29 protein-coding genes are annotated in these 25,907 nt (G+C 62.7%); 10 read left to right on the top strand and 19 right to left on the bottom strand.

Annotated features, from left to right (window positions below; translation table 11 throughout):
- Positions 1-102 precede the first annotated feature (102 nt).
- Entirely contained in the window at positions 103-774 is a 672-nt protein-coding gene (locus tag ACZ1JV_RS16140; protein ID WP_465152586.1) for an SOS response-associated peptidase, read from the top strand.
- 56 nt (positions 775-830) lie between these two features.
- Here ACZ1JV_RS16140 and rlxS read toward each other — a convergent pair whose 3' ends face one another.
- A complete protein-coding gene (gene rlxS / locus ACZ1JV_RS16135) occupies positions 831-2,786 on the bottom strand; it encodes a relaxase/mobilization nuclease RlxS (RefSeq protein WP_465152354.1) in 1,956 nt (651 codons plus the stop codon).
- Positions 2,787-3,002: 216 nt separating this feature from the next.
- Between rlxS and tnpA the strand changes: the two genes are divergently transcribed.
- The 3 genes from tnpA to tnpC are packed head-to-tail and all read left to right on the top strand — an operon-like array spanning position 3,003 to position 5,812.
- Positions 3,003-3,872, top strand: coding sequence for an IS66 family insertion sequence element accessory protein TnpA (gene tnpA, locus ACZ1JV_RS16130; RefSeq protein ID WP_465149500.1), 870 nt, complete (start codon positions 3,003-3,005; stop codon positions 3,870-3,872).
- The gene (tnpB, locus tag ACZ1JV_RS16125) at positions 3,869-4,222 is read left to right on the top strand and encodes an IS66 family insertion sequence element accessory protein TnpB (RefSeq protein WP_465149499.1); all 354 of its coding nucleotides are present in this window, start codon (positions 3,869-3,871) and stop codon (positions 4,220-4,222) included. Before tnpA ends, tnpB begins: the two co-directional genes overlap by 4 nt.
- A gap of 60 nt (positions 4,223-4,282) precedes the next feature.
- Positions 4,283-5,812 (top strand): IS66 family transposase, encoded by a 1,530-nt coding sequence (tnpC, locus tag ACZ1JV_RS16120; protein ID WP_465152353.1) that lies wholly within the window; start codon positions 4,283-4,285, stop codon positions 5,810-5,812.
- 102 nt (positions 5,813-5,914) lie between these two features.
- Here tnpC and ACZ1JV_RS16115 read toward each other — a convergent pair whose 3' ends face one another.
- From ACZ1JV_RS16115 to ACZ1JV_RS16085, 7 genes are all read right to left on the bottom strand, one after another.
- Positions 5,915-6,277 (bottom strand): hypothetical protein, encoded by a 363-nt coding sequence (locus ACZ1JV_RS16115; protein WP_465152352.1) that lies wholly within the window; start codon positions 6,275-6,277, stop codon positions 5,915-5,917.
- Between the two features lie 231 nt (positions 6,278-6,508).
- Positions 6,509-7,108, bottom strand: coding sequence for a lytic transglycosylase domain-containing protein (locus tag ACZ1JV_RS16110; RefSeq protein ID WP_465152351.1), 600 nt, complete (start codon positions 7,106-7,108; stop codon positions 6,509-6,511).
- Positions 7,096-7,680 (bottom strand): S26 family signal peptidase, encoded by a 585-nt coding sequence (locus ACZ1JV_RS16105; RefSeq protein WP_465152350.1) that lies wholly within the window; start codon positions 7,678-7,680, stop codon positions 7,096-7,098. Before ACZ1JV_RS16105 ends, ACZ1JV_RS16110 begins: the two co-directional genes overlap by 13 nt.
- Positions 7,677-7,907, bottom strand: a complete 231-nt coding sequence (locus ACZ1JV_RS16100) for a helix-turn-helix domain-containing protein (protein ID WP_465152349.1) — start codon at positions 7,905-7,907, stop codon at positions 7,677-7,679. Before ACZ1JV_RS16100 ends, ACZ1JV_RS16105 begins: the two co-directional genes overlap by 4 nt.
- A gap of 202 nt (positions 7,908-8,109) precedes the next feature.
- On the bottom strand, positions 8,110-9,009 hold the full coding sequence (locus tag ACZ1JV_RS16095) for a HEPN domain-containing protein (RefSeq protein ID WP_465152348.1): 900 nt from the start codon (positions 9,007-9,009) through the stop codon (positions 8,110-8,112).
- A 98-nt stretch (positions 9,010-9,107) separates the two neighbouring features.
- Positions 9,108-9,428, bottom strand: a complete 321-nt coding sequence (locus tag ACZ1JV_RS16090; RefSeq protein WP_465152347.1) for a DUF736 domain-containing protein — start codon at positions 9,426-9,428, stop codon at positions 9,108-9,110.
- A 359-nt stretch (positions 9,429-9,787) separates the two neighbouring features.
- Positions 9,788-11,041, bottom strand: coding sequence for a hypothetical protein (locus ACZ1JV_RS16085; protein WP_465152346.1), 1,254 nt, complete (start codon positions 11,039-11,041; stop codon positions 9,788-9,790).
- Between the two features lie 157 nt (positions 11,042-11,198).
- On the opposite strand from ACZ1JV_RS16085, the gene ACZ1JV_RS16080 reads away from it, so the two are divergent.
- Entirely contained in the window at positions 11,199-11,429 is a 231-nt protein-coding gene (locus tag ACZ1JV_RS16080) for a hypothetical protein (protein WP_465152345.1), read from the top strand.
- Between the two features lie 430 nt (positions 11,430-11,859).
- Here the strand turns inward: ACZ1JV_RS16080 and ACZ1JV_RS16075 are convergent, their stop codons facing one another.
- The 6 genes from ACZ1JV_RS16075 to ACZ1JV_RS16050 all read right to left on the bottom strand — a co-directional run bounded on the left by ACZ1JV_RS16075 (position 11,860) and on the right by ACZ1JV_RS16050 (position 18,644).
- Positions 11,860-12,069: a hypothetical protein gene (locus ACZ1JV_RS16075; RefSeq protein WP_465152344.1), complete on the bottom strand. Its 210-nt coding sequence runs from the start codon at positions 12,067-12,069 to the stop codon at positions 11,860-11,862.
- Between the two features lie 179 nt (positions 12,070-12,248).
- On the bottom strand, positions 12,249-14,408 hold the full coding sequence (locus tag ACZ1JV_RS16070; protein ID WP_465152343.1) for a ParB/RepB/Spo0J family partition protein: 2,160 nt from the start codon (positions 14,406-14,408) through the stop codon (positions 12,249-12,251).
- 323 nt (positions 14,409-14,731) lie between these two features.
- The gene (locus ACZ1JV_RS16065) at positions 14,732-15,136 is read right to left on the bottom strand and encodes a DUF2958 domain-containing protein (protein WP_465152342.1); all 405 of its coding nucleotides are present in this window, start codon (positions 15,134-15,136) and stop codon (positions 14,732-14,734) included.
- Positions 15,133-16,407 carry an ArdC family protein gene (locus ACZ1JV_RS16060; RefSeq protein WP_465152341.1) on the bottom strand — a complete coding sequence of 425 codons (1,275 nt, stop codon included), beginning with the start codon at positions 16,405-16,407 and terminating at the stop codon, positions 15,133-15,135. The genes ACZ1JV_RS16065 and ACZ1JV_RS16060 overlap by 4 nt, the downstream gene beginning before the upstream one ends.
- Before the next feature lie 542 nt (positions 16,408-16,949).
- A complete protein-coding gene (locus ACZ1JV_RS16055; protein WP_465152340.1) occupies positions 16,950-17,813 on the bottom strand; it encodes a hypothetical protein in 864 nt (287 codons plus the stop codon).
- A gap of 402 nt (positions 17,814-18,215) precedes the next feature.
- On the bottom strand, positions 18,216-18,644 hold the full coding sequence (locus ACZ1JV_RS16050) for a DUF7079 family protein (protein ID WP_465152339.1): 429 nt from the start codon (positions 18,642-18,644) through the stop codon (positions 18,216-18,218).
- Positions 18,645-18,930: 286 nt separating this feature from the next.
- On the opposite strand from ACZ1JV_RS16050, the gene ACZ1JV_RS16045 reads away from it, so the two are divergent.
- Entirely contained in the window at positions 18,931-19,212 is a 282-nt protein-coding gene (locus ACZ1JV_RS16045; protein ID WP_465152338.1) for a hypothetical protein, read from the top strand.
- 60 nt (positions 19,213-19,272) lie between these two features.
- Here ACZ1JV_RS16045 and ACZ1JV_RS16040 read toward each other — a convergent pair whose 3' ends face one another.
- Positions 19,273-21,126 (bottom strand): methyl-accepting chemotaxis protein, encoded by a 1,854-nt coding sequence (locus ACZ1JV_RS16040; RefSeq protein WP_465152337.1) that lies wholly within the window; start codon positions 21,124-21,126, stop codon positions 19,273-19,275.
- Positions 21,127-21,413: 287 nt separating this feature from the next.
- Between ACZ1JV_RS16040 and ACZ1JV_RS16035 the strand changes: the two genes are divergently transcribed.
- Positions 21,414-21,698: a TehB family protein gene (locus tag ACZ1JV_RS16035; protein WP_465152336.1), complete on the top strand. Its 285-nt coding sequence runs from the start codon at positions 21,414-21,416 to the stop codon at positions 21,696-21,698.
- 82 nt (positions 21,699-21,780) lie between these two features.
- Here ACZ1JV_RS16035 and ACZ1JV_RS16030 read toward each other — a convergent pair whose 3' ends face one another.
- The gene (locus tag ACZ1JV_RS16030) at positions 21,781-22,026 is read right to left on the bottom strand and encodes a hypothetical protein (protein ID WP_465152335.1); all 246 of its coding nucleotides are present in this window, start codon (positions 22,024-22,026) and stop codon (positions 21,781-21,783) included.
- Positions 22,027-22,355: 329 nt separating this feature from the next.
- Here ACZ1JV_RS16030 and ACZ1JV_RS16025 point away from each other — a divergent pair, with 329 nt between their 5' ends.
- Together ACZ1JV_RS16025 and ACZ1JV_RS16020 are read left to right on the top strand one after the other, a co-directional pair.
- The gene (locus tag ACZ1JV_RS16025; RefSeq protein WP_465152334.1) at positions 22,356-22,676 is read left to right on the top strand and encodes a hypothetical protein; all 321 of its coding nucleotides are present in this window, start codon (positions 22,356-22,358) and stop codon (positions 22,674-22,676) included.
- Between the two features lie 206 nt (positions 22,677-22,882).
- Positions 22,883-23,881 carry a hypothetical protein gene (locus tag ACZ1JV_RS16020; RefSeq protein WP_465152333.1) on the top strand — a complete coding sequence of 333 codons (999 nt, stop codon included), beginning with the start codon at positions 22,883-22,885 and terminating at the stop codon, positions 23,879-23,881.
- A 19-nt stretch (positions 23,882-23,900) separates the two neighbouring features.
- Here ACZ1JV_RS16020 and ACZ1JV_RS16015 read toward each other — a convergent pair whose 3' ends face one another.
- On the bottom strand, positions 23,901-24,152 hold the full coding sequence (locus tag ACZ1JV_RS16015) for a hypothetical protein (protein ID WP_465152332.1): 252 nt from the start codon (positions 24,150-24,152) through the stop codon (positions 23,901-23,903).
- Between the two features lie 266 nt (positions 24,153-24,418).
- On the opposite strand from ACZ1JV_RS16015, the gene ACZ1JV_RS16010 reads away from it, so the two are divergent.
- Entirely contained in the window at positions 24,419-25,006 is a 588-nt protein-coding gene (locus tag ACZ1JV_RS16010) for a Ros/MucR family transcriptional regulator (protein ID WP_465152331.1), read from the top strand.
- A gap of 43 nt (positions 25,007-25,049) precedes the next feature.
- On the opposite strand, the gene ACZ1JV_RS16005 is transcribed toward ACZ1JV_RS16010, so the two are convergent.
- Positions 25,050-25,457: a DNA -binding domain-containing protein gene (locus ACZ1JV_RS16005; RefSeq protein ID WP_465152330.1), complete on the bottom strand. Its 408-nt coding sequence runs from the start codon at positions 25,455-25,457 to the stop codon at positions 25,050-25,052.
- A 79-nt stretch (positions 25,458-25,536) separates the two neighbouring features.
- Positions 25,537-25,815, bottom strand: a complete 279-nt coding sequence (locus ACZ1JV_RS16000; RefSeq protein WP_465152585.1) for a transcriptional regulator domain-containing protein — start codon at positions 25,813-25,815, stop codon at positions 25,537-25,539.
- Between the last annotated feature and the right edge of the window lie 92 nt (positions 25,816-25,907).

Raw genomic sequence — 25,907 nt, 5'->3', positions numbered from 1 at the left:
ACACCAGGCGTTGGAGCATAGACGCGGCCGCGACGGCCCGAATCGATACTGTGCCCAGCCCCTTGGCCAGCAGGCGAGGTTGCCTTACTTTCCCCTTCCAGCATTCGCGAAAGGAGCGGCGCCATCTGCAATCTCTACCGCCTGACAACGCCTGCGGACGCTGTGGCTAAGCTGTTCGATGCGGTGCCATCTCCGGGTGCGAACTATGCAGCGGAAATCTACCCCGGCTATCCGGGGCTCGTTGTCGCGGATGGCCGGGTTCAGGCAATGGCATGGGGCTTTCCGCGCAAGAATGTCAGCAAGAAGACGGGCGCCCTTCTGAAGCCGACCAAAGTGAACAACGCGCGCGACGATCAGATTCGAGGCAATCCGATGTGGGCCGAGAGCTTTCACGAGCGCCGTTGCCTGATCCCGGTCACAGCCCGGGCGGAAGCCGAGGGGCCCGGCGGCAGGATGACGCGAACCTGGTATTCACTTCCCGGTGGCACGGACTTCGCCGTTGCAGGCATCTGGCGCCCGACTATCGAGTGGGGAGACGCCTATTCGATGGTCATGGTGCCGGGCTCGGAGCAAATGTCCGACGTTCACGACCGCATGCCAACGATCCTGCGGCGCGAGGATTGGGAGCAATGGACCTCGGGAACCTCGCAGGACGCGTTTGAGCTTTGCCGGACCTGGGAAGGCGAGCTGATCGTCGACCGCACGCCTGAGCTCTGGTTCAAGGCGAAGCCAAAACCGGGATCGAAATCTGAACCAACGGGGCCGCTCCTCTAGCATGCTCATGCGAACGCGGTCCCTTTCCAAAGGCGGCCAGCGTTCGCCTTACCGGGTTACGAAATTCCCGGTCCGGATCTTCCGCGACCGAACTGCCAGTTGATCCCGGCCTCGCGCATGATCCCGCCCGCCTGCTTCCCGACCTGTTTTTCCATTACCGGCCGCCATGGAACGAGCGTGAACTCGCGGCTCTTTTCGATCAGTGCGAAGCGGCCGGAAACAGCATCGATCCGTCTGGTCAGCTTACCCTCGATCCGCTCTCCGATCTTCGCTTCTGTGAAGGTCTTGCCGAGTTCATCGGAAAGGCCTTCCGAAATCCGCAAAAGCTCTCTCCGCTGCAGCACGGCCAAAATGCTGCGCCCGACCCGAGTGCTGCCTTCCTGGAGCAGCCCTTCATGGACCAACCATTGACGCCGGGCATCGAGCGCAACGCGCACCTCGCGCCCGAACCCGGTATCACGCATCTCCCGACCCGCAGAGCCGGCCAGTTCCCGGTCCAGCCATGACGCGCCCTCCACAGATGCGAGACGGTCTGGCGCCAAGGATGCCAGCACCTCAACGCTCACCGGCCGCGCTCGATGCTGCCTGGCCTCATAGCCTTCGACATGCGCCAGATGATCGGCACCGATCGACCATGTCCCATCGACGTCACGTTTCAGATCGCTGCCGCCTCGGCGTATCGCCTCCAGGCGGCGCAGGTGACCTTCGGCAAATTCTGCCGAAACCGATGGGTCGTGCGCCCGGTGCAACGCCGACGAATACCGCCCGCCATTAGCCTCAGCCACGGCCAGGATGGTGCGGTCCATCTCGCGAATCTGCGGTGGCCGGGCGGTCACCCGGATCGTCGCTCCGGCCGGCAAGACTTCGACCGATCCTACATTGCCGATCTCGACGTAATGGGAGCGTCCATCGGTGCCGTCGACGAGCAGGTAATGCCGATCCCTATGCTCGTCGGACAGGCCTCGCTGGACCACCCGGCCGATCAAGGTCGCGGATTCAGATGTATGAATTTGATGATCGCGCCGGTCGATCTTCGCGCGGGTCAATTCGCGCTGCATCAGGCGGATGATATCGCCTCGCTCACCCAACGCCCGGAGTTTCTCGTCTAGGCCTTCACCAAGCCGCCAGGATCCGCTGCCAAGATCTTCCGCCAATCCCATCTTGCCGAGCACGTTAAGCCGGCCGGTTTCAAGCGACTGAAAATAGCCGTCGCCCTGCTGGGGAACTACAAGCCGATCCGGCCCGACCCGCGCGAGCATGCGCCGGTCGATAACTGTCAGGCGCTCCTGGGTCACATCGTGTCGCAAGCGTTCCTCGATTTCGAGGTCGGTCCGCGGTCCCAGATCGCGCGTGATTATCTCGGCAGCGCGCTGACGAAGACCGCGCGAGATATACTCGCGGGCGATGATCAGATCCTTCCCCTTTTCATTCACGCCCCGCAGCACGATGTGGGTATGGGGATTTCCGGTATTGAAGTGGTCAACCGCAACCCAGTCGAGTTTCGTTCCGAGGTCATGTTCGACCTGTTTCATCAGCGTTCGGACATAGGGTTTGAGATCCCCATACCGGTCGCCGTCTTCGGCCGAAACAATGAAGCGGAACTGGTGTCGGTCGTCCTTGCTGCCGGCGAGAAAATCCTCACCCGAGATCCTGTCCGCCTCGGGGCCGTAAAGGACGCCCGGCTTGCCCTCCCGAGTGACCCCGTCGCGCTGGATGTAATGAAGGTGCGCCCGCGCTGCGCCCAGTCCCTTCGCCCCAAGCCTTGCCAGCCGCGTCTTCACGATCACCCGGCGCACACTCAGCCCAGTCGCGACCTCGCGCATGGAGAGCAAGCGCCCGACCGCAGCTCCGCGCCCGATCCTGCTGCCGTCGAAGCGGCGCGAGCCCCCGCCCGGCCGCCTGGCATTCAGTCCGGCTGCAACGGCAACACGCGCGGCGTAGCGCTGCGGCTTGCTCCGCCCGGCCCCGCCTTGCCGCCCCAGTTTGGGCTCGAAATCGTCGCCGTCAGGCATCTCGATGGCCCGTCAAAAAGGGCCTCGCAAGAGCCTCGCGTCGCGCCGACGAGGCTCGCGGTAACATGTTGTGCAGACCCGAAAATTGCAGGGCCGCGAGGCTCTGCTTCTATCTTGTTGTCCGCGCCCCTTCCCGGTAACCGTCCGAAGTTCGCACATTGTTCCGAGCCATATCGATGTCCCATTTGATTTGCTTTCCGAAGGGGAGGTGGCTCGATGTCGCGCCGAATATTCAGGAACAGGGGGAAGCGGGCCTGGTGGTCTGTGCACATCAAGGCATGGCGCGAGAGCGGACTTTCGGTTGCCGCCTATTGTCGTCAGCAGGATCTGACCCGCAGCGAATTCAAGGCTTGGCACGTCGAGATAGAAGAGTGGGAAGCGCAGAAAGCCGAGGCTAGACGGCGCTTTAAGCTGCGATATGCACGAGTATCGCAGGACAGCAGACAACGAGCGACGCAGGCGTTTTGGGCGATGCATGTGGAAGCCTGGCAATGGTCGGGTCTGCCATTGCGCGACTATTGCTCGACGCTGCGGCTGTCGTCCCACAGCCTTAGACGATGGCGCAATCTGATCGAGGCCGAGCAGGTCACGATCGACTGGCGAGCACTTTTGCATCCGTCGTCGAGGCCCCTCATAAGCACCAAACGAAGCACTAGGACTAAGGAAACCGAGCGCGTTCAGGCCTTGACAGCCGAGATTGAAGCCGCCGCTGAGCCGCTCAAAAAAGCGCGGCGCAGACACTTCTCGACCGAAGAAAAGATCGCGCTGTTGCTGGAGGCCGAACGTCATAACGAGACGATCTCCTCTGTCAGTCGACGCCATGGAATATCGACCAGCGTGCTGTTCCGGTGGCGCGACCAGTTCGGGCTGGGACGCGAGAAGCCCATGACGCTGGCAACGGTGCAGGTGGTCGAGGACAGAACCAAACCCGGGCGACGTGAAGCTTCGCTGTTGGCCGGGCTCCTTCCCTGCCCCGAAGACATGAAAGAGGTCGAACTGGCCGATGGACGACGTGTGTTCGCGCCCATCGAGGCCGATCCCGATGATGTGCGCCGCATAGTTCTGGAGCAGGAGAAACGCTCATGATGATCGTACCTTCGAACGTGAAAGTGCACATGGCGCTTGGCGTGACCGACATGCGCAAAGGCCTCGATGGTCTGTCGACACTGGTACAGGAGACCCTGAAGAAGGATCCGTTCTGCGGGCACATCTTCGCCTTCCGAGGCGGACGATCGAACATGGTGAAGCTGCTGTTCTGGGACGGCACGGGCCTGTGCCTGTTCACCAAAAGGATAGACCAAGGGCGCTTCGTCTGGCCGAGAATGACCGTACCGGGCGAGACGATCCCTTTGTCTCCGGCCCAGCTTGCGATGTTGCTCGAAGGCATCGATTGGCGACATCCCGAACGGGTCTGGCAGCCTAAAAAGGCGGGCTAGAATCGGCAGAAATCCGCCAATAATAGTTGGTCCGGCACGTAGATTCTGGTAGTATCGGGCATGCGGCTCGATCTCGATAATCTGCCGTCCGACACGGCCCTGCTGCACCAGCTGGTGCGCGATATGGCGGCCGTCGTCGAACACCGCGAAGGCGAGATCGAGCGGCTTCAGGCCATCATCAAGAAGCTCCAGCGGATGCAGTTCGGTCGTAGATCCGAACGGCTTGATCCCGACCAACTCGCACTTGGTCTGGAAGACCTCGACGCCGACATTGGGCGTATCGAGGCAAGCCGTCCGGTCATCATCGGCGCGACTGCCGAACCACGACCGCACCGCAAACCGCTGCCCGATCACCTGCCGCGTGAGGATGTGCTGATCGACACTGCGCACGATGCCTGTGCGGGCTGCGGCGGCGCACTGCACGGTATCGGCGAGAGCGTCAGCGAGATGCTGGACTGGGTTCCTGCACAGCTTCGCGTGGTACGGATCACTCGTCCCAAATACGCCTGCCGGACATGCGGCACAGTAGCTCAGGCGCCCGCACCGGAGCGTCCGATCGCAGGTGGTCTGGCGACGCCGGCGCTGCTCGCGCAAGTGCTCGTCAGCAAGTATTGCGACCACACTCCCCTCTATCGGCAATCGCAGATCTTCGCGCGGCATGGCGTAGATCTGGCCCGTTCCACGCTCGCGGGTTGGGTCGGCGGAGCGTGCTGGTGGCTCGAGGCCCTGCACGAAAGGCTGTGCGCCGACGTGTTCGCCAGCAACCATCTCTTCGCCGACGACACCCCCGTTCCAGTACTTGATCCGGGCCGGGGAAAGACAAAAACAGGCCGATTGTGGGTCTATGCCCGCGAACAAAGGGGCTGGAACGGGCCGGCACCTCCAGCTGCCGTCTACCTGTTTGCGCCGGACCGAAAAGCCGAGCGCCCGGTGGCGCATCTCCAGCACTTCAAAGGCGTGCTGCACGTCGATGGCTATGCCGGGTTCGAGCGTGTGGCAGCACGCGATGGCGTGAGGCTGGCCGCTTGCTGGGCGCATACCCGGCGCAAGTTCTACGACGTCGAACAACAAACCGGTTCCCCGATCGCGGCCGAAGCGTTGCAGCGCATCGCGACGCTTTATGAGGTCGAAAAGAAGGCTCGAGGACAATCGCCGGCACAGCGAATGGCGTGGCGCGAGTCGTTCTCGCGCCCACATCTCCAGTCCCTGAAGCTCTGGCTGGAAGCTCAGCTTGCCCTCATTCCAGCGCGCAGCACGCTCGCTGAAGCCATCCGCTACGCACTCGCCCGTTGGCAGGGACTTAGCCGGTTCCTGGATGATGGCCGCATCGAACTCGACACCAATCCGGTCGAGCGGGCAATCCGACCCGTGGCCATCGGACGGAAGAACCATCTGTTCGCCGGCAGTGATGGCGGTGGCCATCGCTGGGCGGTGATCTGCTCGATGATCGAGACGGCCAAGCTCAACGGCGTCGAGCCATATGCATGGCTGAGCGACGTGCTCACCCGCATGGTCGAAGGCCATCCGGCCAGCCGACTCGACGAACTTCTGCCGTGGAACTGGGCGGCCAATCATCCCGCTGCCGCCTGATGTGCTTCTACCGGACGCATACCCTTCCCGACCAGAAACCCCTCCAGCTGCACAATCCGAAGGGGCAGCACCGAACCGGCGCCGCCCCAGAATGCCCTGGCGTCAGTGCGCCCGGGCATAGGCCTGTTCAGCGGCCTTGCGCCTGGCAAAGTCGCGCCGCGCGATGAGCCCGAGGACCTCGCCGTCACCATTGACGATGACTGTCGCCGCGAACCACCGTCGCCCCAACCGCCCGACGACCGCGACCCGATCAAGCTCGATCTCCTCTTCGGTATCAAGGCATTCGTAAGCGCCGAGCCAACGCTCCGAGACGCGCGCATCCCAGAGAAAATCGCTTTCCTCGGCATCGATGAAACGCTCCGCAAGCGCATGGCCCGCGCCCTCTCCGAACTCGACTTCGAGTCCGTGGACGAGACTTGCAAAGACGCCGCTATGCTTGCCGGCGATGGTGCGATCGATCTGCATGTGAAGCTCCTCAAGTGACCGTTCCCGACGATGAGAACGGCCCCTCGAAGACGGGCGGTGGGCGGTCTGTCAGGGCCGCAGGGCTTCAGCCCTGCGCCGCGAAGCGGACGTGGGGGGAACCGATTTGCGCAGCAAATTGGGGGGTACCCGCGGGCCTTGATAGACCGACCGGCGGCCGTCACACTTGGAATTCTCAGACGAGCATAAAACCTCTCGTGTGGGCACAACCTCTCAATGCGCATCGTGACGAACCGCAAACAACGGATCGATGGCGGGCGCGGTGATTTCGGTGGCAGGCGCTACCTGCTCCGAACCTTCCGCTCGATTAGCGAACAAAGACGGCGCCACCCCCAGAGTAATCCCGCCGCCTCCTGAACCGACCGCAGAGAGATACCCGATCGTTTCGGCAGGCAGCGGCACACCCGCGAGGTACTTTTCGTAGCGCCCCGGCCCCGCATTGTAGGCGGCGAAAAGCCCGGGGTAGCCGTAATGATCATAGAGCTGGCGAAGGTAGAACGTCCCCGCCAGGATGTTGTCGCGGGGATCGTCGGGGTTGTTGCCGAGCCCCAGCCGAAATCGCAATTCGGCCCATGTGCCCGGCATGAGCTGCATGAGCCCCATCGCGCCTTTGGGGCTACGGATCGGGCGGCCATCAAGTTCGACGCGCCCTCTACTTTCGGCATGCATGACGCGCAAAATCCAGCTGGCGGGCACCCCGAAACGCTGGGACGCTTCGGCGATCAACGGATCCCAACGCGTAATTTCGTCCGCGGAAACACTGGATGCTGCGACCATCGCAATGGCAGCGACAAGCCCTCTCAGCGCGCCCAAAGCAGCCTCGCGGGACCGGTAATGTCGGATGCGGTGGAAATGCCGAAGTAGCGACCATCGAACGAGTCCGGGCTGCCCCTCATAAGCAGGAAGAACTGCCCCTGCTGCAGACGAAGACAGCCCTCCCACCACGGCATGATCCGGCCCTGCCCGTCCCGCGTCCGGCGAACCGCCACGGGCGCGCCCTCCACGAAAACACGGGGACCGATCCCACAGACTTCGTCGCCTGGCCCTGCTGCGACGCGCTTCACAAGCGGCACGTTCGAAGGGAGGTAACGCCGGGCCGCCGCAAACTCTCGCCAGGAATCCGGCAGCCACGCGATGACCATGTTCCCGGTCGCGATAGGTGCGCCGGGATCGACGGAATAAAGGCCGATAGTTGCGCTGGCGCTGGCATTCCAGACGACGCGCGGCGCAGGCGGAAAACCAATCGTCAGGCCAACCGAGCTAACCAAGACGCCCAGGCCAATCGCGGTCCGGCGAACGCGGCGTTTGCGTCTGCGGGCAGCACGCAAAATCGAGCCCCAGGCGTGCAACGGCGCATCGCCGCGCGAGGTTCTGAGGGCGCTCATCGCCCTACTCCCCGACCGAGATTTTCCTCGCTCCAAATGTCCAGGTCATCAATGTGATACTGGAGATACTTGCCGTGACGCCGATAGTTCGGCCCCTTGCCGGTCTGCCGCATCCTGCGCAGAACGCGGGGCGTGAGCTTGAGATAATCGGCTGCCTGAAACGGGTTCAGATAAGGCGAACCATGCTTGGCCCGATGGGCCCTTTCAATGTCGTGAGACTTGTCCATGTCGGGGTGCCTCCCTGACCGCGGACGGCCCTATGCCGGCCGCATGGACACCTCATCTGTACCGAAAAAAGACCTCGCGGCAGGGTCGAAAACGGGGGGTGCCGTATTCGACCCCCTTCCCTGATTTCAAAGGTGCAGGTCGGGCGGCGATCAACGCCCCGGAATGGCCCTCGATCGAGCTGTGATCAGCCAGGCTTTCGCCTCAGATTTCGGAAATGCGCGTCTCGGCCAGCGCCTTCACTTCGGCCTGGAGCAGTTCGACGCGCTCGACGATCCACTCGAGTTCGATGTCGCGGATCTCGTAATGGGGCGAGTAGCGGGCCTTGATGTAGGCTTGGTGCAGCAGCTCGAAACAGCGCCGCGTAAACTTGGCATCGCGGGGCCAGATCGGGATCAGATCGCGGGCAATGTCCTCGGCCCGGCCGCGCAGGAAATTGATGTTGTGCGAGCGCGGGCTGTAGAGCGTCTGCACCAGCAGCACCGTGTGATAGAAATGCTCGGTCGCTTGGTGAAGCATGAACGCGGCGTGGTTTCCCAGGCCTTGTTCGATCATGAGCTTTGCACCGATTAGGAACCCAGAGGCGCTCTTGAACCACTGGTCGAAATGGTGCTGCGTTTCTGCGCGAATTTCATCGGGATTGAGGAGCTTCGGCGTCTGGAACGGCGTTGCGTCCATCTCGTAAAGCACGATCCCGTCGCGCAGCATGTCGACGAAAAACGGACGCCCCCGCGAGAGCTGGTAGTTCACATCATCGAGCGAATGAATGACGATGTTTGCCGGTGCAGAAAGGCGCTCGAAAATGGCGTATTCGCGCGTCAGCGTATCTTTCGCCTTGCCCCAGTACTCGATCTCGTCGGCAAGCCTCTCGTCGCTTACGACGACGAGCAAATCGAAGTCCGACTTGTAGCCGTTCACGTTGTCGTCGACCCAGTCGCCGCGCGCGTATGAGCCGTATAGGATCACCTTCAGGATCCGGCCCTGCTTCTTCCAGCCTTGCGTCGCAAGCGCGCGAACGTCCTCGAATTCGGTGAAGATGATCTTCAACGCATGCGCGAGGTCGCGGCGCTTCCTGTCAGGCAGATGTTCAAGATCGGTCTTCATAATCACCTGATTCTAGACGAGTTCGGGGAGAGAACAACAGCCCTGTTGCGCCCTTGCGGAAGAAATCCCCGCGCCTTTTGCGGCGCGGGGACGGAGCGTCAGTCGGCCGGATTCCAGATGATGGCGAAGCTGTCCTCGTCATCCTTGCCGGCAGCACGGCCGAGGTTGGCGTAGAGCCGCCGGGGTCCGAATTCCGGCGCCGCGAGTGTCAGCGACACGTAATCGTTGCCCGACGCTTCGCTGCGTCGAAGCCAGCCGGCACCGACCTCGATGCCGCTGGAAGTGACCCGGAAATCCGGCTGGGTATCAGTGGTCTTGCGGTTGTTAGGCGCGATCTCGATGTCGGCACGGATCGAGAGGGTGCGAAGCTGGCCCTTGAAGCTGCGGCCTTCGCGGGTGACGTATCCGATTGCGGGCATTTCTCGTCTCCTTGAGCGGTTCGCCCGAACCACTTCCGGGCGATGGCCCGAACGTCAGGGACGGTTGCAGCGCCGCTTCGAACCGACAGGCCGAAGCCTTGGCGAAGGACCGGAGACGACGGTCATATTTGAAAGCGCAGCGGCCGCGAGGAGCCTGCCTCAGCAGGCGGGGAAATATGCCGATCGGCGATGGTTTCGAAGCGGTGCGACCGTCCCAGGTCGATGGCCGAAGGCTGGATTTGGTGAGCAAACCTCGCAGAGTCGAGAGACTGCCGAACGGTTCACTTCACGAGGTGGCCATCCACGAAAGGCGCGCTATGCAGCCTCGACAACCGCGTGACACCAATCATGCCATCAACTCAGGCAAATTGCCTGAGACCATCGATTTCCTCTACTCCCCGAGGAGGCAGGCCATAGCATTTGGCGAGCCCGTTGATGGCAGCAGCGACAAGGTCGACAATGCTCGCCTGATCAATCGAGGTGAGCGTGCCTTCGAACCCAAACGAGCTCGCAAGTGCAGTGAACCCCGTGTTGCTGAACGCGCTTTTAGGGGGCCACCAACTGTCTGAAAGACCAGTAATCCCTAGGCGCACATGAAGCGGCAAGCCTCCCCCTGATGCCGCGGCAAGTTTGGCCTGCCTGGCAACGAATTCATACCAATGCTCGGCTGCATAAGTGGGCGAAACCATTCGCCGGCCATCACCGGAGGTACTCCAGAAACCGTTGTCTATTCCCCAGACTTCTCCAGTTTCCTCGAACCACTGCGTCAGTGCGCCGGTTTCTCGCCAATCCTGAACCTGCTCCTCGCACCGGTAGGTCATCGCACCACCCTGACAAAGCCCGAAACCGATAGCGTTCCCCGATCTGCCAAGGACGCCGGGCCGGCCACCTGTTGAACAAATGAATTCTCTGGAGGTTACTGAGCGGTCCCAACGGGACGGAATCATGCGGGCGTAGCCATGGTGGCGCTGTTTGTAGCGAACTAGTCCGGTTCCATGATCTGGATCATTTACCGGCATCTTCTGCCCGGTCTGAAACCAAAAATCAGACAAATTTCCAGTCGTCGATTGCCATTCGATAGCTTCAGGAGCGGCCACTTGCGCTTCGCCGAAGACTGCCAAAAGAGCAACCTTCAGTACTTTGGAAAGTTCGGTTCGAACCGCCCTGAGAGTACCTCTATCGGCATCAACCGGAAGATTGAATCCAATGGGTGCACGGCACCCTCTCAGATCGAACGGCAACCCATCTAGGTTCGCACCTGCGAATGCCGTGTTCCAGACTTGGATAACGCGTTCGAACCCCAAAGACTTAACGGCATAACCCATCTCAAAGAGGACATTCGGATTGGCGATGGCCTTCCCAGTGCCGGACATCGCAATCGGCGTTACATCTGCAACGAAGGCCCCCGACGTCGCGATTTTCTTGAGAATAGTGGGCACGATTTGAGGAGATCCGGGCACCCCCTGAGTGTCGGATGTCACGGTTGGGCGGTCCGCCTCGTTCAGTTCGGCCGCAATGCTGGCAACAGCGTCTTCGAGAGCGACGCGGACGACGTCGCGCGTCACCCGTTTCTCAAGATCACTCTGCCATGACCAAAAAACGATCCTGCCCACTAACGTGTTCTCCCACTCGCACCGTCGCAACCGTCCTACAAAAAAACAGGGATATCAATGCCTAACAGCGCACCCGCCACTCCGGATGAGCACTGGCGCTTACGCCTCTAAAACGGCAGAATTTCCGGAACAACGAACAAGCCCGGGAGAGCTACCGATGGATGAAGATGCCGTGTTTGCATTCGGCAGCGCGCTTGCCGCCATCGCCGGACTGCTCGAGGAAAAAGGCGTCTGCACTGCGACCGAAGTGTCCCAGTCGCTCGGCCATGCCGCGATGGTCCACCTCAAGGCCGGCGAGGAATACCATGCGCGCGGACATTACCTCAGGGCCTGGGCCGTTTCGGTAAAGGCGGCTGCTGACGGCGCGAGTGGCCCCAAGCGGCACTGACGCCCGATCCGTCGGGCATGGTGCGCCCTCGCGCCATGTGACATCGCCTGCAATAGATGTCGCGGGAGACGACAGTGTATCGGCGGCGGAATTCTGCCGATTCCGACAGGAACCGTTCAGGGGAAATGCTCTCGATAAGCCGCGCGGGACGCGGCGCATATCGAAGGAGCATCCTCATATGATATCGATTATTCTGAGAAGCCTGCGCTGCCGGTTCGACCGGCATCGCCCCGAGACCGGAAAGGTCTTCTGGGACGGCCTTTGCTACGTCGGAAGGTGCAGGAATTGCCGGGCGGCAATCCGCCGGGCGAGCAAGACGCGCTGGCACCGCGAAGCTCTGGGGAATGGCCCCGGGCTCGCCTGAGCCTTAGCTCCCGGCACTATCCCCGAAAGGGCAATCCATCGTGAAAAACGGTTCTGTGACGGCAGTTCAATGACGCTTTGTGACGAGGCGAATTTCTCCGCACAGACTGCATGTGTCTTTCCTGCGTTCGAAGCCATTCGAACCTGCCAGCTCGCGCGCCGCATGGTCGGCGTTTTCGAGGGGAGAAAGGCCAAGCGTCTGGGTAATGCAGTCATCGCAGACCGGCTCGGGTGAGAGCCGTGTGACGAGCTTTTCGATGGAGTGAAGTTCGGTCATGGCCCTGCCCTGGTTCTATCGCTTTCCTGATGCGGTGGCGTGCCGGGCAGGCAAGGGCAACGAACTTTTAGTGTTAGCGGCGGGGCCGCGCCTATCAGGGCGCGGCCCCGCCGCAGAATTTTCCAGCCCCCTCAGGAAGATCGACCGGAGACGGAATTTTCCGCCTCCGGTCCATTTCATCAGGCAGCAAGCCGATCATCGCCAGGGTGAGGTTCGCCTGCAGGATCGGGGGCCGGATCGTCCCCCGAATCGGCGCCACGGCAGGCGAGCGAATCGTCTGCTGGTCCGTCCGCTGATTCGCCCGAAACACCGGGTTCCGGCTGGCCGTCCGTCGCCCCCACCTCAGGGGACTCCGCCTCAGGCGAGTCGAACCCGGCAGCCTCGCTCGCTTGTTCGCGCGGTTCCGCAGCCTCCGTTTCGGGGCCGGTTTCGGCACCATTCTCGGCCCCGTCCTCGGCTTCGGCTACGGTTTCCCCTTCGGCTCCGGTCTCGTCTTCCGCCTCGCTCTCGTCCTCTGCCGGGCCTTCGCTATCCAGCGCCGCGAAAGCCTTTGCATGGGCCGCGACCGTGCCCACACCTCCGCGCGCCGTGTAGCTGGAGGGCGGGAAGGCCATCCATCGCGGCACCCAGCCCTCTCGCCTGGTGCGCCCGCCCTCGCCTGTCAGATGCCCGCGAATGATCGTGCGCAAGGTCTTGGCCTTTTCGTTCGCGTTGGCGTCCGCCACCAGTTTTCCGGCGACTTCCGCCACCATGCCCAGCAGCACCTCGCGGTCGCGCAGCGTATCGAGGAAGGCATCGTCCGCTTCCCACCACTTGGCCATATCGATCTCGATCTCGGTGCCGACTGCCTCGATTGCCGCGCTTCCTGCGTCCAGCGCCTCGCCCATGACGATGGTCAGGACTTCCATCACTTGTGCGTCGGGGAGTGCGAGCAGGCGTGCGAGCAGCCTGCACAGATGGCGCTGCGTGCCGCGCATGCCGTAGCCCGATCCGCCGATGATCGTGGGTTCGTCATCGGGCAGACCCAAGAGCGCCAGAACGGCGCGCCGCCGCTCGTCGAAGACGGCTTCGGCCCAGCTATCGTGGACACTGGCCTTGACCGCGTCACTCTTGGCGGTCTGAGGTTCCACCACGATCCTCCAGAGGGAGGAGCCCGCAATCGCATGAGCCACCATCAGGCGCAGTGCGATCCCCGGCCGCTCGATCATGGCCGCGCGAACGGCGGCATGGCGGTGCAGATCGATATAGGTCTGCGTCACCGAAGTCAGTTCCGCGCGAACGGGCTTCGCAGCGGCAAATTCATCCCCTGCCCCGCCGCCCGCTGACGCTTCCATCTTGGCGAGGCGCGCGGCTTCCTTGCGGCTGAGATAGCCTTCATGGATCACGACCTCGCCATTACCGCGCACCTCGAGATAGACCCGCCCGCCCTTGCGCTTGGCGGTCTTCTCATGCTCCCACGAATGGAAATGGGTTCCGGGAGGGAGGATAACGGCATCGGCCCAGCCCTGTTCGAGACAGGCGGCGCGCTTCGCCTCTATCGCCGCGTTCTGTGCGGCCCAGAAGGCATCGGTATCGGCAAACAGCGGATGCTCGCCGAAGAGATCGGCAATCGTTACAAGCCCGCTCGCCTCGACATCGAATAAGGCATGCCCTGCCGAAACCGATTGCCCGCCGAATAGCCACGAGCGAAGCTGATGTCCGCGGGGCACGTAGGCGGCGGGATCGTCGACCAGCGCGAGCCATGCCTTCTGCTGGGCCTTGGATGCGAGCGTCAGGTGCCGGATGGTGGCGACGTCGATTTCCTCGGCGCGATACATTTCGCGAATGCGGGGCAGCAGATTGCCGAGCGCTAGGATGCGCTTTACCGCGAGGTCGGGCAGGCCGAACGTCAGGGCAATATCTCCGATGCTACGACCTTCCTTCACCAGCCTCGTGAAGCAAGACCAGCGCGAAACCTCGTCGGGATCGAGCCGTGCGATGTTTTCGATAAGCGAAGCCTCGACGGCGCTGGCATCGTCCGCGTCGTCAAGGATGGCGCAAGGCAACATGGCGATTTCCGGGTCCGGCTCGCCCGCCTCGCTGCACGCCGCCTGCCGCTCGGCGGCGACGATCTGCGCTGCATGGAAGCGGCGGCATCCCGCAACGATCTCGTAGCGTCCGGAGCCAAGTTGGACCGCCTCTCCATCACTTTCGCGGCTGGGCCGCACAAGGATCGGCTGGATCACGCCGCGCGCACGCACGGTCGGCAGAATGTCGGAAACGTCGGGAGCCTTCCTGGCATAGCGCATGTTCGATTTGCTCACGGCAAGGTTGCCAAGTGCGATAAATTCGAGTTTCACGAGCGTACTCCTCATTTGAGAGTGCCGGTCCATCGAGTTTGTAATGGGATAAGGTGGACCGGCTTAGGGTTCGGCGGTGAACGACCGCCTGCGTCTTCCCCCTCGGCGGGGCGAAAGCCTCATTGTCACCTTGCCGTGCAGGCGAGGCATTTCATGCTGCACCTGCTAACAAAACACTTGCCCAGCGATGCAAAGTTGCGCTTCATTGGGGCGTACCTTTGGGTCGCATCGAAGGGGGCTGATCCACCGCGCTTGGCGGAGCGGTGGGTCAGCGTTGGCCAAAGCGCCTGTTTCCAAGGCATCATTGCATGATCCCCACTCGCTCAGCGCGGCGAGAGCCGGATGGCGGACGGGTCCTCACGGGTAAGCCGGTCCAGCAGCAAAGCCGCATCCGGGATCGATCCGGCGAGACGCGCCGCCTCGGTCCAGACCGAAAGCCGGTGCCGGGTGGAAAAGGCGATATCGCGCTCGATGGTCAGCCCCATCGGCAGGCGGATCGCCTCGATCTCGCGAAGCGAGGAAATGCCAAGTTCCGGGCTCCCAAAGCCGAGGTCCGCCAGCCCGAAGAGGGTGTCATCGTCTGCATAGAGCTCGCTCACCAGCCAGACCGCGCGGCCCATCGGATTGAACAGGCGAACCAGCGGCAGCGGATCGAACCGGGGATTTTCCATGCAATGCCCGAAATTGGCACTGAGCATCGAGCGGATGGATCGGGTGAGCAGGGTCATTGCACGGCCCTCCCCGCGTGATCGGGTGTGAGCGCAGCACCGCGTGCCGAGCGCAGGGCAGGAACAGATCCCGCAGAAGGGTCCCCGCTCTTTCCCGAACGAATTTCGTCCGTTAGGTCCATCTCCGGGGCAATGAAGGGGCCCGCCTTTGTCTCCGACTTCGGGGAGCCCTCATAGCGAGCGAGCAGCCAGTCGGCCGCTTTGCTCGCCATGCTTGCCGCCCGAAAGATCGCGCGATTGTCCTCGCGCAGGCATTCGAGCCACGCCCCCAGATAGTCCGCATGGCACACGGTCGGCACGATCCCGAGCGAGGCGCACAGAAAGGCCGAACCCATTTCGGCCACCAGTTCCTCGCGTGCGTAGTCCTTGGAACCAAACGAATTTGCGAGATTTCTGCCGAGTCGCGACGCATGGCCCGTCGCGTGCGAAAGTTCGTGAAGGCACGTCCTGTAAAAGTTCACCTGATCGTGAAAGGCTTGCTGCGGCGGCACCTGCACGAAGTCCGCGCCCGGCGAATAGAACGCCTTGTCCCCGCCGATGCGGAAATCGACCCCGCTCGCGGCAATGACGGCTTCTGCCACCGGCACGATTTCCCGCTCGGGCAAGGCCACCGGTTCGGGCAGCAACCCGTCTCGAAGTCCCTCACACTGAGCAACATTGAAAACCGTGAACCGCTTCAAGAAGGCCACGGTGCGCGCCTCGCCGCCGCTTGTAAGCGCCCTCTCCTTCTCCGCCTCGGGCGTGAAGCGGTCGGCATAGACCACTTGCGTGCCATGCTCGCCTTTCCGCACATTGCCGCCCGCCGCGAGCGCCTGCCGGAATGTGAGCCAGCCCTGCGAGGGCCAGCCGTTTGCAATGACCGCGCCCCACAGGATCAGCACATTGATCCCGCTGTACTTGCGCCGGGTCAGGGCATTGAGCGGAAGTCCCGCGACCGGGCCGGTTCCGCCAGCGCCTCCGACTGCGGCCGCATTGCTCCAAGGCTGCACCCAAGGAACGCCCCCCTGCTCAAGCTGGGCAATGATCCGCGCCGTCACTTCGTCGTAAAGCGAGGCCCGCTCGCTTGCGCCATGCCCCCGCCCATGCCCGGCCCATTGCCCGCGTCCCGACGCCCGGCTCCCGGCTGCTTGACTTTCCGGCACTCCCCCGGCCTCGGGGCCTTCCTGTTGGTGCTGCACCGTACCAGTGGCTTCGGCCTGCCGCCCGCCAGCCTCGATGCAAATTCCCGATTGCGACCCCGCGCATGACGAGGGCTTGCGATTGCTGCGCATGTCTCACCTCCATGCCTGCCCCAAAACCCACCATGGGCCTCCCCCGCAAAGGCGGGGGGTGGGCGGCACGGACGACCGACAGGGCCAGCATCAAGCGGCGCCTGCATCCGCAGCCTAGTCCCCGATCCTCACAGGATCGGGGTGGCAAGGACCGGAACGCGAGTGGAGGAGCCGCGACGAAGGAGCGGCTTGCAGGGGCCGATGGCTGGCCCAGACGGACGTCGAGCCCACACCCCGACTTTGTTCGGGAGAGGCTCACAAGAAGCGCCGCGCACGGGCGCAGCCCGGGCGCGTCAACTTCGAGGCCGAGCCTGCTCGGCCTCGCTCGCGGCAGCGATCGTTACCGACCGGCCGAGCCCCCATGGCAAAGCCTCATGGGGGCTCGGTGCCCTGCGCGCGGATCGAGGGGCGATAAGCCCGTCCGACGCGCGGCATAGAGCGCGCTCGCGCCGGCATGGCGCGAGCCGCCCTTGGTCATTGCCCTGTCATCGCCTGACCCTCGTTCCGAATGTGCTTTCGAACGCCATCAGGAAGAACTGGCCTTACTGCGCAGCCGAAACCGCCGGGTAACGATTGACGGTCGGCGCCCATACCACTTCATTACAGCGGGCCGTGCGGTTCGAAATCTTCTTGGGATCGACAGGGAGTGTGGCGCAGACATCCCTGAGTATGAGATAAAGTGGCGCGACCTTGAACTTGTCTATCGAGAAGTCCTCCGCAGTCGTTTTCTTGATGTCATTGACCGCCTTGACGACGTTGGCATCCGGATAGGCCTTGCCGTCCATCGTCACGATCGCTGCGAACAGCTCACGCTCCGATCGCCTCAGGGCTGCTGCATTATGGGCCGCGACGACCGATTTCTTGCCAAGATCCCAGACCGAAGTCGCAATCCCTAGCGGGTTACCGCTCGTCGCATTCTCCAAAAGGTTTGCGGCTTCGCGCTGCGGAAGAGCTGCGACACCCAGCCGGACCATATGGCCTTCCATGGCCGGCAGATCGCTTTCGAACAGGAATTCGTAATCCGTGCAGTCGGCATTCAAGCTGTTGCACGACTTGCCCTGGAGATCCTGAATATGCCCCGCCAGATTCTTGATGTCGGTGGAGACCGCGACAAGATATTCCACGAAAGCATTCGCGTCATCCGGGTCGCGAATGGTCACGGCAGCTACCTTGGAGATGAGCGCAGCGCCGACAATCGTCCGGTAGAGCTCCATGTGCTTGGGATTTTTGATATATTTGCTGTCCTGAAATCTGCCGCCGGGCGACTTTTCGAGCACGGCACTATAGTCTGTATTGCGATCCACTACTCCGCCCACTGCACCGCCATGATAGCCCAAGTCTTCATGAACGGTCTGGCAACCCGACAACAGCAGAGCGGCGGAAGCCAGTATTGCATTCGTTTTCATAAGTCCCCCCTATATTTCCCCAAGCGCCGTCTATGGACGTCAAGCGAAGCCAGCAAGAGCTGCTCAATCCGCAACGGAAGGAATGGTCTGAAGGATGAGGGCGAAGCATTCGACAGGCGCAGATTTTCATAGGTTATGAGCCGCAATCATTACCGGTTGGGGAAAGTAATCGCGGATGCGTTACCCTTAATGCAAGCGAAGCGGAGCCACTTCGCTCCTTTGGCCAGGCCCAGGCACCGCCGCGATCCTCACCGCAAGGCCCAGACCCCAAGGCGAAGTCTCTTGGGGCTCGGTGTCCCGCCCGCGGATCGAGGAGCCATCGGCCCTTCCGCCGCACGGCATAGAGCGTGGTCCCGTCCATCCGGGAGTTGCTTCGGCCTGGAGAACCGGCCCGCCTCGAGGTCAGATGGCCCTCACGGTTCGCCAGCCGCCCCCCCCTCTGCCAGGTCCCTCGCGCCGTTCGAGCAAGGCACGTATCCGGTCCCATTCGGCCAGGACCGCCTTCTTCACCGGCATGGTAAACAGCACTGCGATCCGCCTTTGCAGATAGCCACGCTCAGAAGCTTCCACCATGATCCTGCGAACCTCGTCCTCGTCCCACGCGGTCCATCCGCCCGCGACCGAGACTAGGTTGCCCCCAAACACGGGCAATACCTCGCCCGTCAGGATCCGCTCGAGCATCGCGTCATCGTAAGGCGAGGCGGCAAGGACATCGGCAATCCGTGCGACGTCATTCATGGACAACTCGGTGTCGAGGAAAAGCTCGCTGAGCGCTGTCCAGACCGGCAGTCTCTCATCAATGGGACTGCGCTCGCTCATAAATTCGAGCATGCCCGACCAGGGCGGCGTGCGCCAGTACTACATCGGCCATGCCTGCCGCCCGCTAATCCTTTTGAATCCTTGCTCATTCTCGCGACAAGTCCATAGTGATCGTCTTCAGATGAAGGGAAAGGGGCTGGGAGGTGCGACCCGACCCAGCAACGGCGGCCGGCTCTTCGAACCCCTGAGCTGCCGCCGGCCCTGCCTTTCCCGATCATATCGCCTCCGACAGTCGCATGACCAGGCCGGATCGGCGGCATCGCCTTGCGTTCCAGCCGTCTTTTGCAAGAATGCTGCGATGCACAATTCAGCACGGTCGGCACTGACGCTGGGCTCTCCCCTCCTCTTTGCGGCAAGCGGCGCGATCGGCCGCTTCACTTTCCAGATGGTGGAGACACGCTACCAGATCCTGAAATTCTGCTTGCTGGCAGCACTCCTGGAATTGTCGGTATCGCCGGAAGATCCTGCCCCCGCGGTCTGGCGGATCATGGCGAACTCCACCGCCGCGGCGGTAGCGATCATCGCCGTAAAATGGCACCTCGAGGGCGTTTCGCCGCTATTGCTGCAGGTCCTGAGCTAACGCCAGGAAGATCGTTCCGCCCGGAAGGCCGTGATCAGCCCTCCGGACGGATGCAATTCGTCAGAAATCGGTCCAGTCACCATCGCTTCGAGCCGAAGCCCGCGGCGCGACAGCCCGTAGCGGGGATACCCTGACCGGCGAGACGAAGCTGCTACCACCGACAACCTGCGGTCGGAAGCCGCCGGCGGAGGCGCCGCCGACCTTGAAGGCAGCCGCCTGCTCGGAGAGCATGGAAACCTCGCTTGAAAGATTGCGCGCAGCGGCCGAGGTTTCCTCGACCATGGCCGCATTCTGCTGGGTGGACTGGTCCATGGCACCAATCGCCGCGCTGATCTGGGTAATCGCAGTCGACTGCGCCTGGTTATCCGCCGCCATGGTCCCGAGCAGGCCATGGACTTCGCCGACATCGGCAGCGATGGCCTCGAGCGCCCGGTCAACCTTCTGCACCATCTGCACCGCGGATCCGATGTCGGTCTGGGTTGCAGTGAGCTGGTCCCGGGCCCGGCCCGCTTCTTCCTCGGCGCGCATGGCAAGCGCCGACACAAGGTCCGCGACGACCGCGAAGCCGCGTCCTGCTTCTCCTGCCCGGCCAGCCTCGACCGCCGCATTCATGGCGAGAACGCGCGTCTGGAAGGCGATCTTGTCGAGGCCTTCGATCACGTCGTCGATGCCCTTGGCACTGCTGGAAACGCGGGTCATCGCCTCCACCGCTTCACCGGCAGTCGCTCGTCCACTGGTAACGGTCTCGATCGCGCCATCGGCGCGCTCCACCGTGCGCCCCGCCGAACCGGCGGTTGCGCGCAGCCGGCCGTCCATCTGGGTAATCGCTGCAGCCGTCTGCTCAAGGCTCGCGGCATTGGCCTCGGTCCGACGTGCCAGGTCTTCCGAGGCCTGCGCGATTTCGCCCGAACCGGTACGGATGGCATCCGTACTCTCGCTGACGGCTGCGATGAGCTTGCTGAGGCTCGCCAGCGCATCGTTGAAATTCGTCTTGAGCGCCGCATAGTCAGCTGGAAATTCCGCCCGGATCTCGGCCGTGAGATCGCCCTGGCTGAGCGCTGCCAGGCCGTCGCGCAAGGTCGAGGTAACGATCTGCTGGGCGGCCGCAGCCCGAGCGTCGGCTTCGGCCCGCTCGACTGCTGCAATACGGAACTGCTCGACGGCATTGGCGACATCGCCAAGCTCGTCGCCGCGGCCCCGGTGCGGAACTTGCGCATCGCCGCCTTCGGCCAGAACTGTGGTCGCCTCGGCAAGGTCGGCCATGGGGTTCGAGACCGTGCGAGCAACCAAGCGCCAGATAGCGAAGAGACAGACGAAACCAAGGACGGCCATGGCCACGACCGACCAGAACGCGCGCGAGGCGAAGGCCTGGCCCGCATCGTTCGAAGCCTTGGCGCGCTTCTGCTGGAGAGCGATGAGGTTCTTTGCCTCATCGGACGCGGCGTCGGAGGCTTCCTTGCCCTCGCCTTGCACCAAAGGCAGGGCGGCGGCAGCGCCCTGCGTGCGCCGCGTCTCGAAGATGCGGGCATTGATTTCGTCGAGCGCCGCGACCTTGGTTTTCAGCGCATCGAACTGCGGGGCGAACTCGCCCGCGAGCGGCTGATAATCGCTGAGCGCATCCTCGATCACAGCTTTGTTCTTGGCAAACCGGTCGGCGTATTTGGCTTCCTGCTCAGCCGAGGTGACATACATCTGCGAGAAGACGATGACCCGGTGCTCGCGCAGGCCCACCATCATGCGCCCCAGAGCTTCGGTCCCGGCAATACCGCGCTCGACGTGCCGGTTCGCGATACGGCCCAGCTCGGCCATCGCGTAAATTCCGGTGCCGGCAATCCCGGCCATCAGCACTCCGATCACAAGGAACGTAACCAGCATTTTTCTGGACAATCGCCAGCTGTTGAAGACCTCGATCATAAAACTTGCCCCCTGGATCAGCCTGACAGGCGTCAAACGCCCCCAAGGGAAATATAGAGACAAAGGCCAAGGCTCGGCCGCAATGGTTTGCAGTTATTACACAATTTGCTCCGTTACAAAGCGTGACCTTATCGCCTTCCAGGCAAATTCAATAGGGGTGCCCCACAGATATTGGCAGCGATCCCGTTTCGTTGCGGCATTTGGTGGTCGACCTGACCCGCAACTCCAGCTTACCTCGAGGAGCCCGCAATGCAGCGATCGGCAGCAATTCGAAAGGCACGAGCATCATGGGAGGACCCGTACCCTACAAGATCACGCCGGTATTCGACGAGGAGACCCTGCCAGCGGCGATCCGCGGCGCCCACAGCACCAAGGCGGGGGTATGGGGTCTCCTGCGCGTCCTTCATGGCAGCGTGGACCTGATCTTTCATGAGCCCTACGCAGTGCGAGTAGTCACGCCGGACAACCCCGCGCAGATCAATCCCGAGGACACTCACCATGTCGAAGTGAGCGGCCCGATGCAGATGCAGGTCGAATTCTACCGCGAACCGCCGCTCGCACCCGAACCGTGATGCGGGAATCTGCGGCAGGCGCTAAATCCCGCCCATCCCGGCAATGCCGGACAATGTAAGACGCGGCCGCGGCCGTGAGTTCCTAGAATGCGAAGGAAAGCTGGTCGGGATGCACCTTGCGCCGCCGCGTACCGCGCTCGCGCCCATTGTCCTGATCGACGGTTCCGAACACGACCTTGATCATGGTCAGCGCCCGCGAATTTACTCTGCCCGATGCCTCGAGCCGCCGAACGGCGCGGGCAGGATCGCGGTAGCCAATAGCCTTGCCAAGCTCGGTCTCCGACAGTCCGCGGTTTTTGCGGGCAAGAGCGAGTTCGGCGCCGGTCATCTGTTCCTCCGTGGGTAAGGCGTGAAGCGGCAGAAAGGGTCGTTTCAGCGACCCATGCTGCCGGCGGCCGGGCGCTCTAGGCGAGTCGCGAATCGGGGACCAGACCGCTCGAATCGGTTATCCACACCCTGTCCCCAGTTTGCCGACAGGGTTTCCCCTGCCCTCAGCCCGCCCGATCCGGGTGCCCACAACACCGCAGGAAAGGCCGATAGAGGGCGCCGATATAGGACATGGTAGTCCGCCCGGTGGCCACATTTGTCAGCTATTATCGGGCGACCTGGAATGAGATCATCGGGGCATGACGCAACGAGGAGAAAGGACCTCGCGACATGGTCACAGTTCCAGCTCCGACCCACAAAACCTCACACGACACCCTGCACGAACTCCGCAGGCACAACATCGAAACGCTGGATCTCATCAGGGCTGCTGCGAGGATTGCGGCCGGCGATATTGCCGCCCGCTCGCTGCTGCGCTCGAGCAAGGCGAAGCGCGACCTCGCCGATCAGCTCGAAGGCGAGTTCGCTGCCTGCTTCGGATACTGGGATCTCTATTTTGCAAGCGGCGGCGATCGGGTCCCGAAATCGGCAATGCGGCCAAAGCCGGCCAACAGGAAGAAACCCGGCATCAAGCTCCTGCCTCGACAGGGCTGACCGGGACCCGGGGGACCGGCGCATGGGTGAACGGCCGGTCCATGAATATCCTTACACAAAAACCGCCCCCCTAGATATTCGAGAACCAGTACACCAATTACACCAGGAACTGGAGATACTTACATCGAACCAACCTGAACGAATAGAATATTACATTGTGCAACTGCGAACTTTGCGAGATCGTATTGCTGAAAAGGGGGATTCTCATGGCCGCCAATTCGCAGATCGAGACCGATGGACCGCCGCTGCGCTCATTCGAGTTGCCGCCGGAATTCGTCGAACCGGCTGTCGGCATGTGCCGATACTTCAATACGATGCTCGATGCCGTGTTCTACGACGTCCCGGGCCTGCTCTCCGATCTCCATGCCGAAGACGTGGTCGTCGAGACTTCCCCGAAGAGCAACGAAAAGCGCCCTTCGCGCATCCTCGATCTCGGCGCCCTCGCCAACCCGGAAGGATGCCTGCTGCTGGTGGACACGGCCAAGCGGCCATACGTTCACCGTTTTGACAGCGTCGAGGCCTTTCTGGATTCCGCACACCCCGCGACCAAGAAGGTCGATGTCGCGACGATCACAGGCGTTGGAAGTTCCGCCCTCGGCAGTGCCGCCATGGCCTGGAACATCTCGAAGGCCCTCCAGGCGCCGGTCCTTGCCATCGTGCCGGGCTACGGCCTTGCCGACATGGTGCTCCAGGGCCTGGGCGGTTGGTTCGGCTTTGGCATGCACGACTGGCTCGGCACCAAGGCAAGCGTCCAGACGGCGATCGCCAATGTTGCGCCGGAAAATGCCAAGATCGGCCGCAAGCTGGCAGCTTCCGTGCCCGAGGCGAAGACGCTGAACGGCGCGCCGGTGTTCCGGCATGGCTCGGGCTCTTCCGATGTGCTTCATGCCCTCGTCCGCGACCGGGCAAGCCCTTTCAGGCTGCTCGTCGGGCACAGCAAGGGCGCGCTGCAGATCGGCAATGCGATAGCCTCGCTCGATCCTGAAAAAACGAAGGACCTCGAGGTCGTCACGCTCGGATGCCCGATCCGCAAGGCTTCCGGCACGGGCAAATACGCCCAGTACCTCGGGATCTTCGATGCGCTCGGCCAGCTCAACATGTGGGGCAATCTGCCAAGTGACTGGGTAATTTCCTGGCACACCACCAATCCATGGCTGCCGCCTTCCATGCCTGCGGGAGAGCTGGCAGTGCAGAGGCCGAACTAGGCGAGCGGCCGGCGGCGCATCAATGCAGCGATGACTGGACCAAGCGGTCGGCGAACAGACGCATGTCCTCGGTGACGCCGGTCGACAGCCGCGAGCGCTCCGAAAGTGCCTCGATCACGTCGGCCAGGCGCCGCAGCTCGCGGGCGCAGGCAATCGCATCATCATTGGGCAGCCGGCGCGTATCGGCCTCGACGTTGGCACAGGTCGCGATGAGGCGCATCGAAGTTCCGGCCATATCAACGGCGGCGGCTAGCAGCATGTCCAGGGTCATAAAGTCCTCAGAAATTCCGGTGATTGCGCCCGCGAGGCCACGGCATAGGCGATTCTCCGGACGGGTTTCGTGAGCCCGATCACACCTGGGAGCACGCCGCATCACCCGGCGGAGGGCGGTCAAGGAGGCAACGGGTAGGTATTCGCGACACGAGTGGGCCGCAGGACGCTGTCTTCAACCCGAAACGCCTGGTCTTGATGACTTTACAGGGTCCCCACCGCGCACGCATAAATCCCGGTGCGTAAAAACAGGGGTGGCCAATTAAAATGATGCAAAACGCTCTTATCGAACTGACCTCGGAAATCGTGTCTGCCCACGTCAGCAATAACACCGTTACGACCGAAAAACTTCCTCAGCTGATTACGGCGATCTACGATTCGCTGTCGTTGCTCGGCAAGGAATCCGAACCCGTCGAAGAGGAGCGCAGGCCTGCCGTTTCGATACGCGCATCGGTCAAGCCCGACGTCATCACCTGCCTTGAATGCGGGGCAAGGCAGAAGACGCTAAAGCGCCATCTCGGCGTCCAGCACAACCTCTCGCCGGACGAATACCGCGCACGCTGGAAGCTGCCTCCGGACTATCCGCTGGTCTCGGCCGATTACGCGGCAAAACGGGCGGAGCTCGCCGTCCAGATCGGCCTTGGCAGCAAAGGGGGACGCAAAAAGGTAGATTCGCCGACCTCGGGCAAGGCTGCCGCGAGCAAGTCGGAGCAAGCCAAGGCGCCACAGCCCACGGCAGCGCAGCCGGAAGTCGCACAGCCGAAGCGCGGCAAGGCCGCCAAAGCCGCCAACGCCGCGCCTGCTCCTAACGCAGGGCGCAGAGCATCCATAAAAGGTGACACCGCACCCAACTGATCGGTGCTTTCGGGATCGGTGCGAGAACGCGAAAGGCAGGAGTTCAGGGGCTCCTGCCTTTCAGCAGTTCGCGATAGGCGCCCCGCGCAAACTGGCGCGCCAGACGGACGCGGCGCCGCACGCGCGATCGCACGGCATCGGCAATTCCCTCCCCGTCCTCGTTCTGGGCAGCAAAGCCGAAAACGGCCTGGGCGATCTCGCGCTGGCTGGCGCAGCCCTGCAGTGCGTCGTGCACGCGCAGGATCTCCAGCCAGTGCTTCATCCTCGGATCGCAGGGGAACAGACCGGCGACGAACCGGCCGCCTCGGCACAAGGCCTCGAGTCGCTGCAGCGGCAGCAGCTTTGCTGCCAGCGAGGCCATGCCCTCGACTTCGAAGCGCAGGACGACTGGACCGTCTTGAAGTGTTCCCGAAGTGACGTCGAGACGAACGCGGCGAAGGCCATCGCTCAACACCGCATGCTCGCATCCGCCCTCTCCAGACACAACCGTCAGCCAGGAACCGAACGCCGCGGGATCGAATGCTTCGGGATCACCGCGTAGTGCAGGCACTGCTGTCACGGTGAGAGTGCCGGGATCGATATCGGCATGCCAGATGAGTCGGGCCGCCGGTGCCGGCGTCGCCGGGTCTTCTGCGAAAGTGGAGCCCCCACCGCATCGCGGCCTCCGGATCGTGCCCGCGCGTTGCGGCGCTCGCAGCGTCGTACCACTCGATATAAGCGGCATCGCGCCTCAGCCACTCCCACATCAGCCCGGCACGATCGATGCCCTGCAAGGCATCGTAGAATGCTGCGCTGCGCCACTCTTTCATTTCGAGCGGCGCGCCGCGTTTCACGCGCTGGCCTCGCGGCCGTAGGAGAAAGATGTCAGTTCTAAGACAATTAGGTATTTGTGCGGCGCAGC

It is taken from the genome of Novosphingobium sp. BL-S-19, from assembly GCF_055521675.1.
Note: the sequence above shows the minus strand (reverse complement) of the source record. Positions and strands in the feature narration are given on the sequence as shown.

Coding starts and splice junctions, on each gene's coding strand:
- rlxS (WP_465152354.1), bottom strand. CDS start 2,786: ATGCCTGACGGCGACGATTTCGAGCCCAAACTGGGGCGGCAAGGCGGG.
- tnpA (WP_465149500.1), top strand. CDS start 3,003: ATGTCGCGCCGAATATTCAGGAACAGGGGGAAGCGGGCCTGGTGGTCT.
- tnpB (WP_465149499.1), top strand. CDS start 3,869: ATGATGATCGTACCTTCGAACGTGAAAGTGCACATGGCGCTTGGCGTG.
- tnpC (WP_465152353.1), top strand. CDS start 4,283: ATGCGGCTCGATCTCGATAATCTGCCGTCCGACACGGCCCTGCTGCAC.
- ACZ1JV_RS16115 (WP_465152352.1), bottom strand. CDS start 6,277: ATGCAGATCGATCGCACCATCGCCGGCAAGCATAGCGGCGTCTTTGCA.
- ACZ1JV_RS16105 (WP_465152350.1), bottom strand. CDS start 7,680: ATGAGCGCCCTCAGAACCTCGCGCGGCGATGCGCCGTTGCACGCCTGG.
- ACZ1JV_RS16100 (WP_465152349.1), bottom strand. CDS start 7,907: ATGGACAAGTCTCACGACATTGAAAGGGCCCATCGGGCCAAGCATGGT.
- ACZ1JV_RS16095 (WP_465152348.1), bottom strand. CDS start 9,009: ATGAAGACCGATCTTGAACATCTGCCTGACAGGAAGCGCCGCGACCTC.
- ACZ1JV_RS16090 (WP_465152347.1), bottom strand. CDS start 9,428: ATGCCCGCAATCGGATACGTCACCCGCGAAGGCCGCAGCTTCAAGGGC.
- ACZ1JV_RS16080 (WP_465152345.1), top strand. CDS start 11,199: ATGGATGAAGATGCCGTGTTTGCATTCGGCAGCGCGCTTGCCGCCATC.
- ACZ1JV_RS16075 (WP_465152344.1), bottom strand. CDS start 12,069: ATGACCGAACTTCACTCCATCGAAAAGCTCGTCACACGGCTCTCACCC.
- ACZ1JV_RS16065 (WP_465152342.1), bottom strand. CDS start 15,136: ATGACCCTGCTCACCCGATCCATCCGCTCGATGCTCAGTGCCAATTTC.
- ACZ1JV_RS16060 (WP_465152341.1), bottom strand. CDS start 16,407: ATGCGCAGCAATCGCAAGCCCTCGTCATGCGCGGGGTCGCAATCGGGA.
- ACZ1JV_RS16055 (WP_465152340.1), bottom strand. CDS start 17,813: ATGAAAACGAATGCAATACTGGCTTCCGCCGCTCTGCTGTTGTCGGGT.
- ACZ1JV_RS16050 (WP_465152339.1), bottom strand. CDS start 18,644: ATGCTCGAATTTATGAGCGAGCGCAGTCCCATTGATGAGAGACTGCCG.
- ACZ1JV_RS16045 (WP_465152338.1), top strand. CDS start 18,931: ATGCACAATTCAGCACGGTCGGCACTGACGCTGGGCTCTCCCCTCCTC.
- ACZ1JV_RS16040 (WP_465152337.1), bottom strand. CDS start 21,126: ATGATCGAGGTCTTCAACAGCTGGCGATTGTCCAGAAAAATGCTGGTT.
- ACZ1JV_RS16035 (WP_465152336.1), top strand. CDS start 21,414: ATGGGAGGACCCGTACCCTACAAGATCACGCCGGTATTCGACGAGGAG.
- ACZ1JV_RS16030 (WP_465152335.1), bottom strand. CDS start 22,026: ATGACCGGCGCCGAACTCGCTCTTGCCCGCAAAAACCGCGGACTGTCG.
- ACZ1JV_RS16025 (WP_465152334.1), top strand. CDS start 22,356: ATGGTCACAGTTCCAGCTCCGACCCACAAAACCTCACACGACACCCTG.
- ACZ1JV_RS16020 (WP_465152333.1), top strand. CDS start 22,883: ATGGCCGCCAATTCGCAGATCGAGACCGATGGACCGCCGCTGCGCTCA.
- ACZ1JV_RS16015 (WP_465152332.1), bottom strand. CDS start 24,152: ATGACCCTGGACATGCTGCTAGCCGCCGCCGTTGATATGGCCGGAACT.
- ACZ1JV_RS16010 (WP_465152331.1), top strand. CDS start 24,419: ATGATGCAAAACGCTCTTATCGAACTGACCTCGGAAATCGTGTCTGCC.
- ACZ1JV_RS16000 (WP_465152585.1), bottom strand. CDS start 25,815: ATGAAAGAGTGGCGCAGCGCAGCATTCTACGATGCCTTGCAGGGCATC.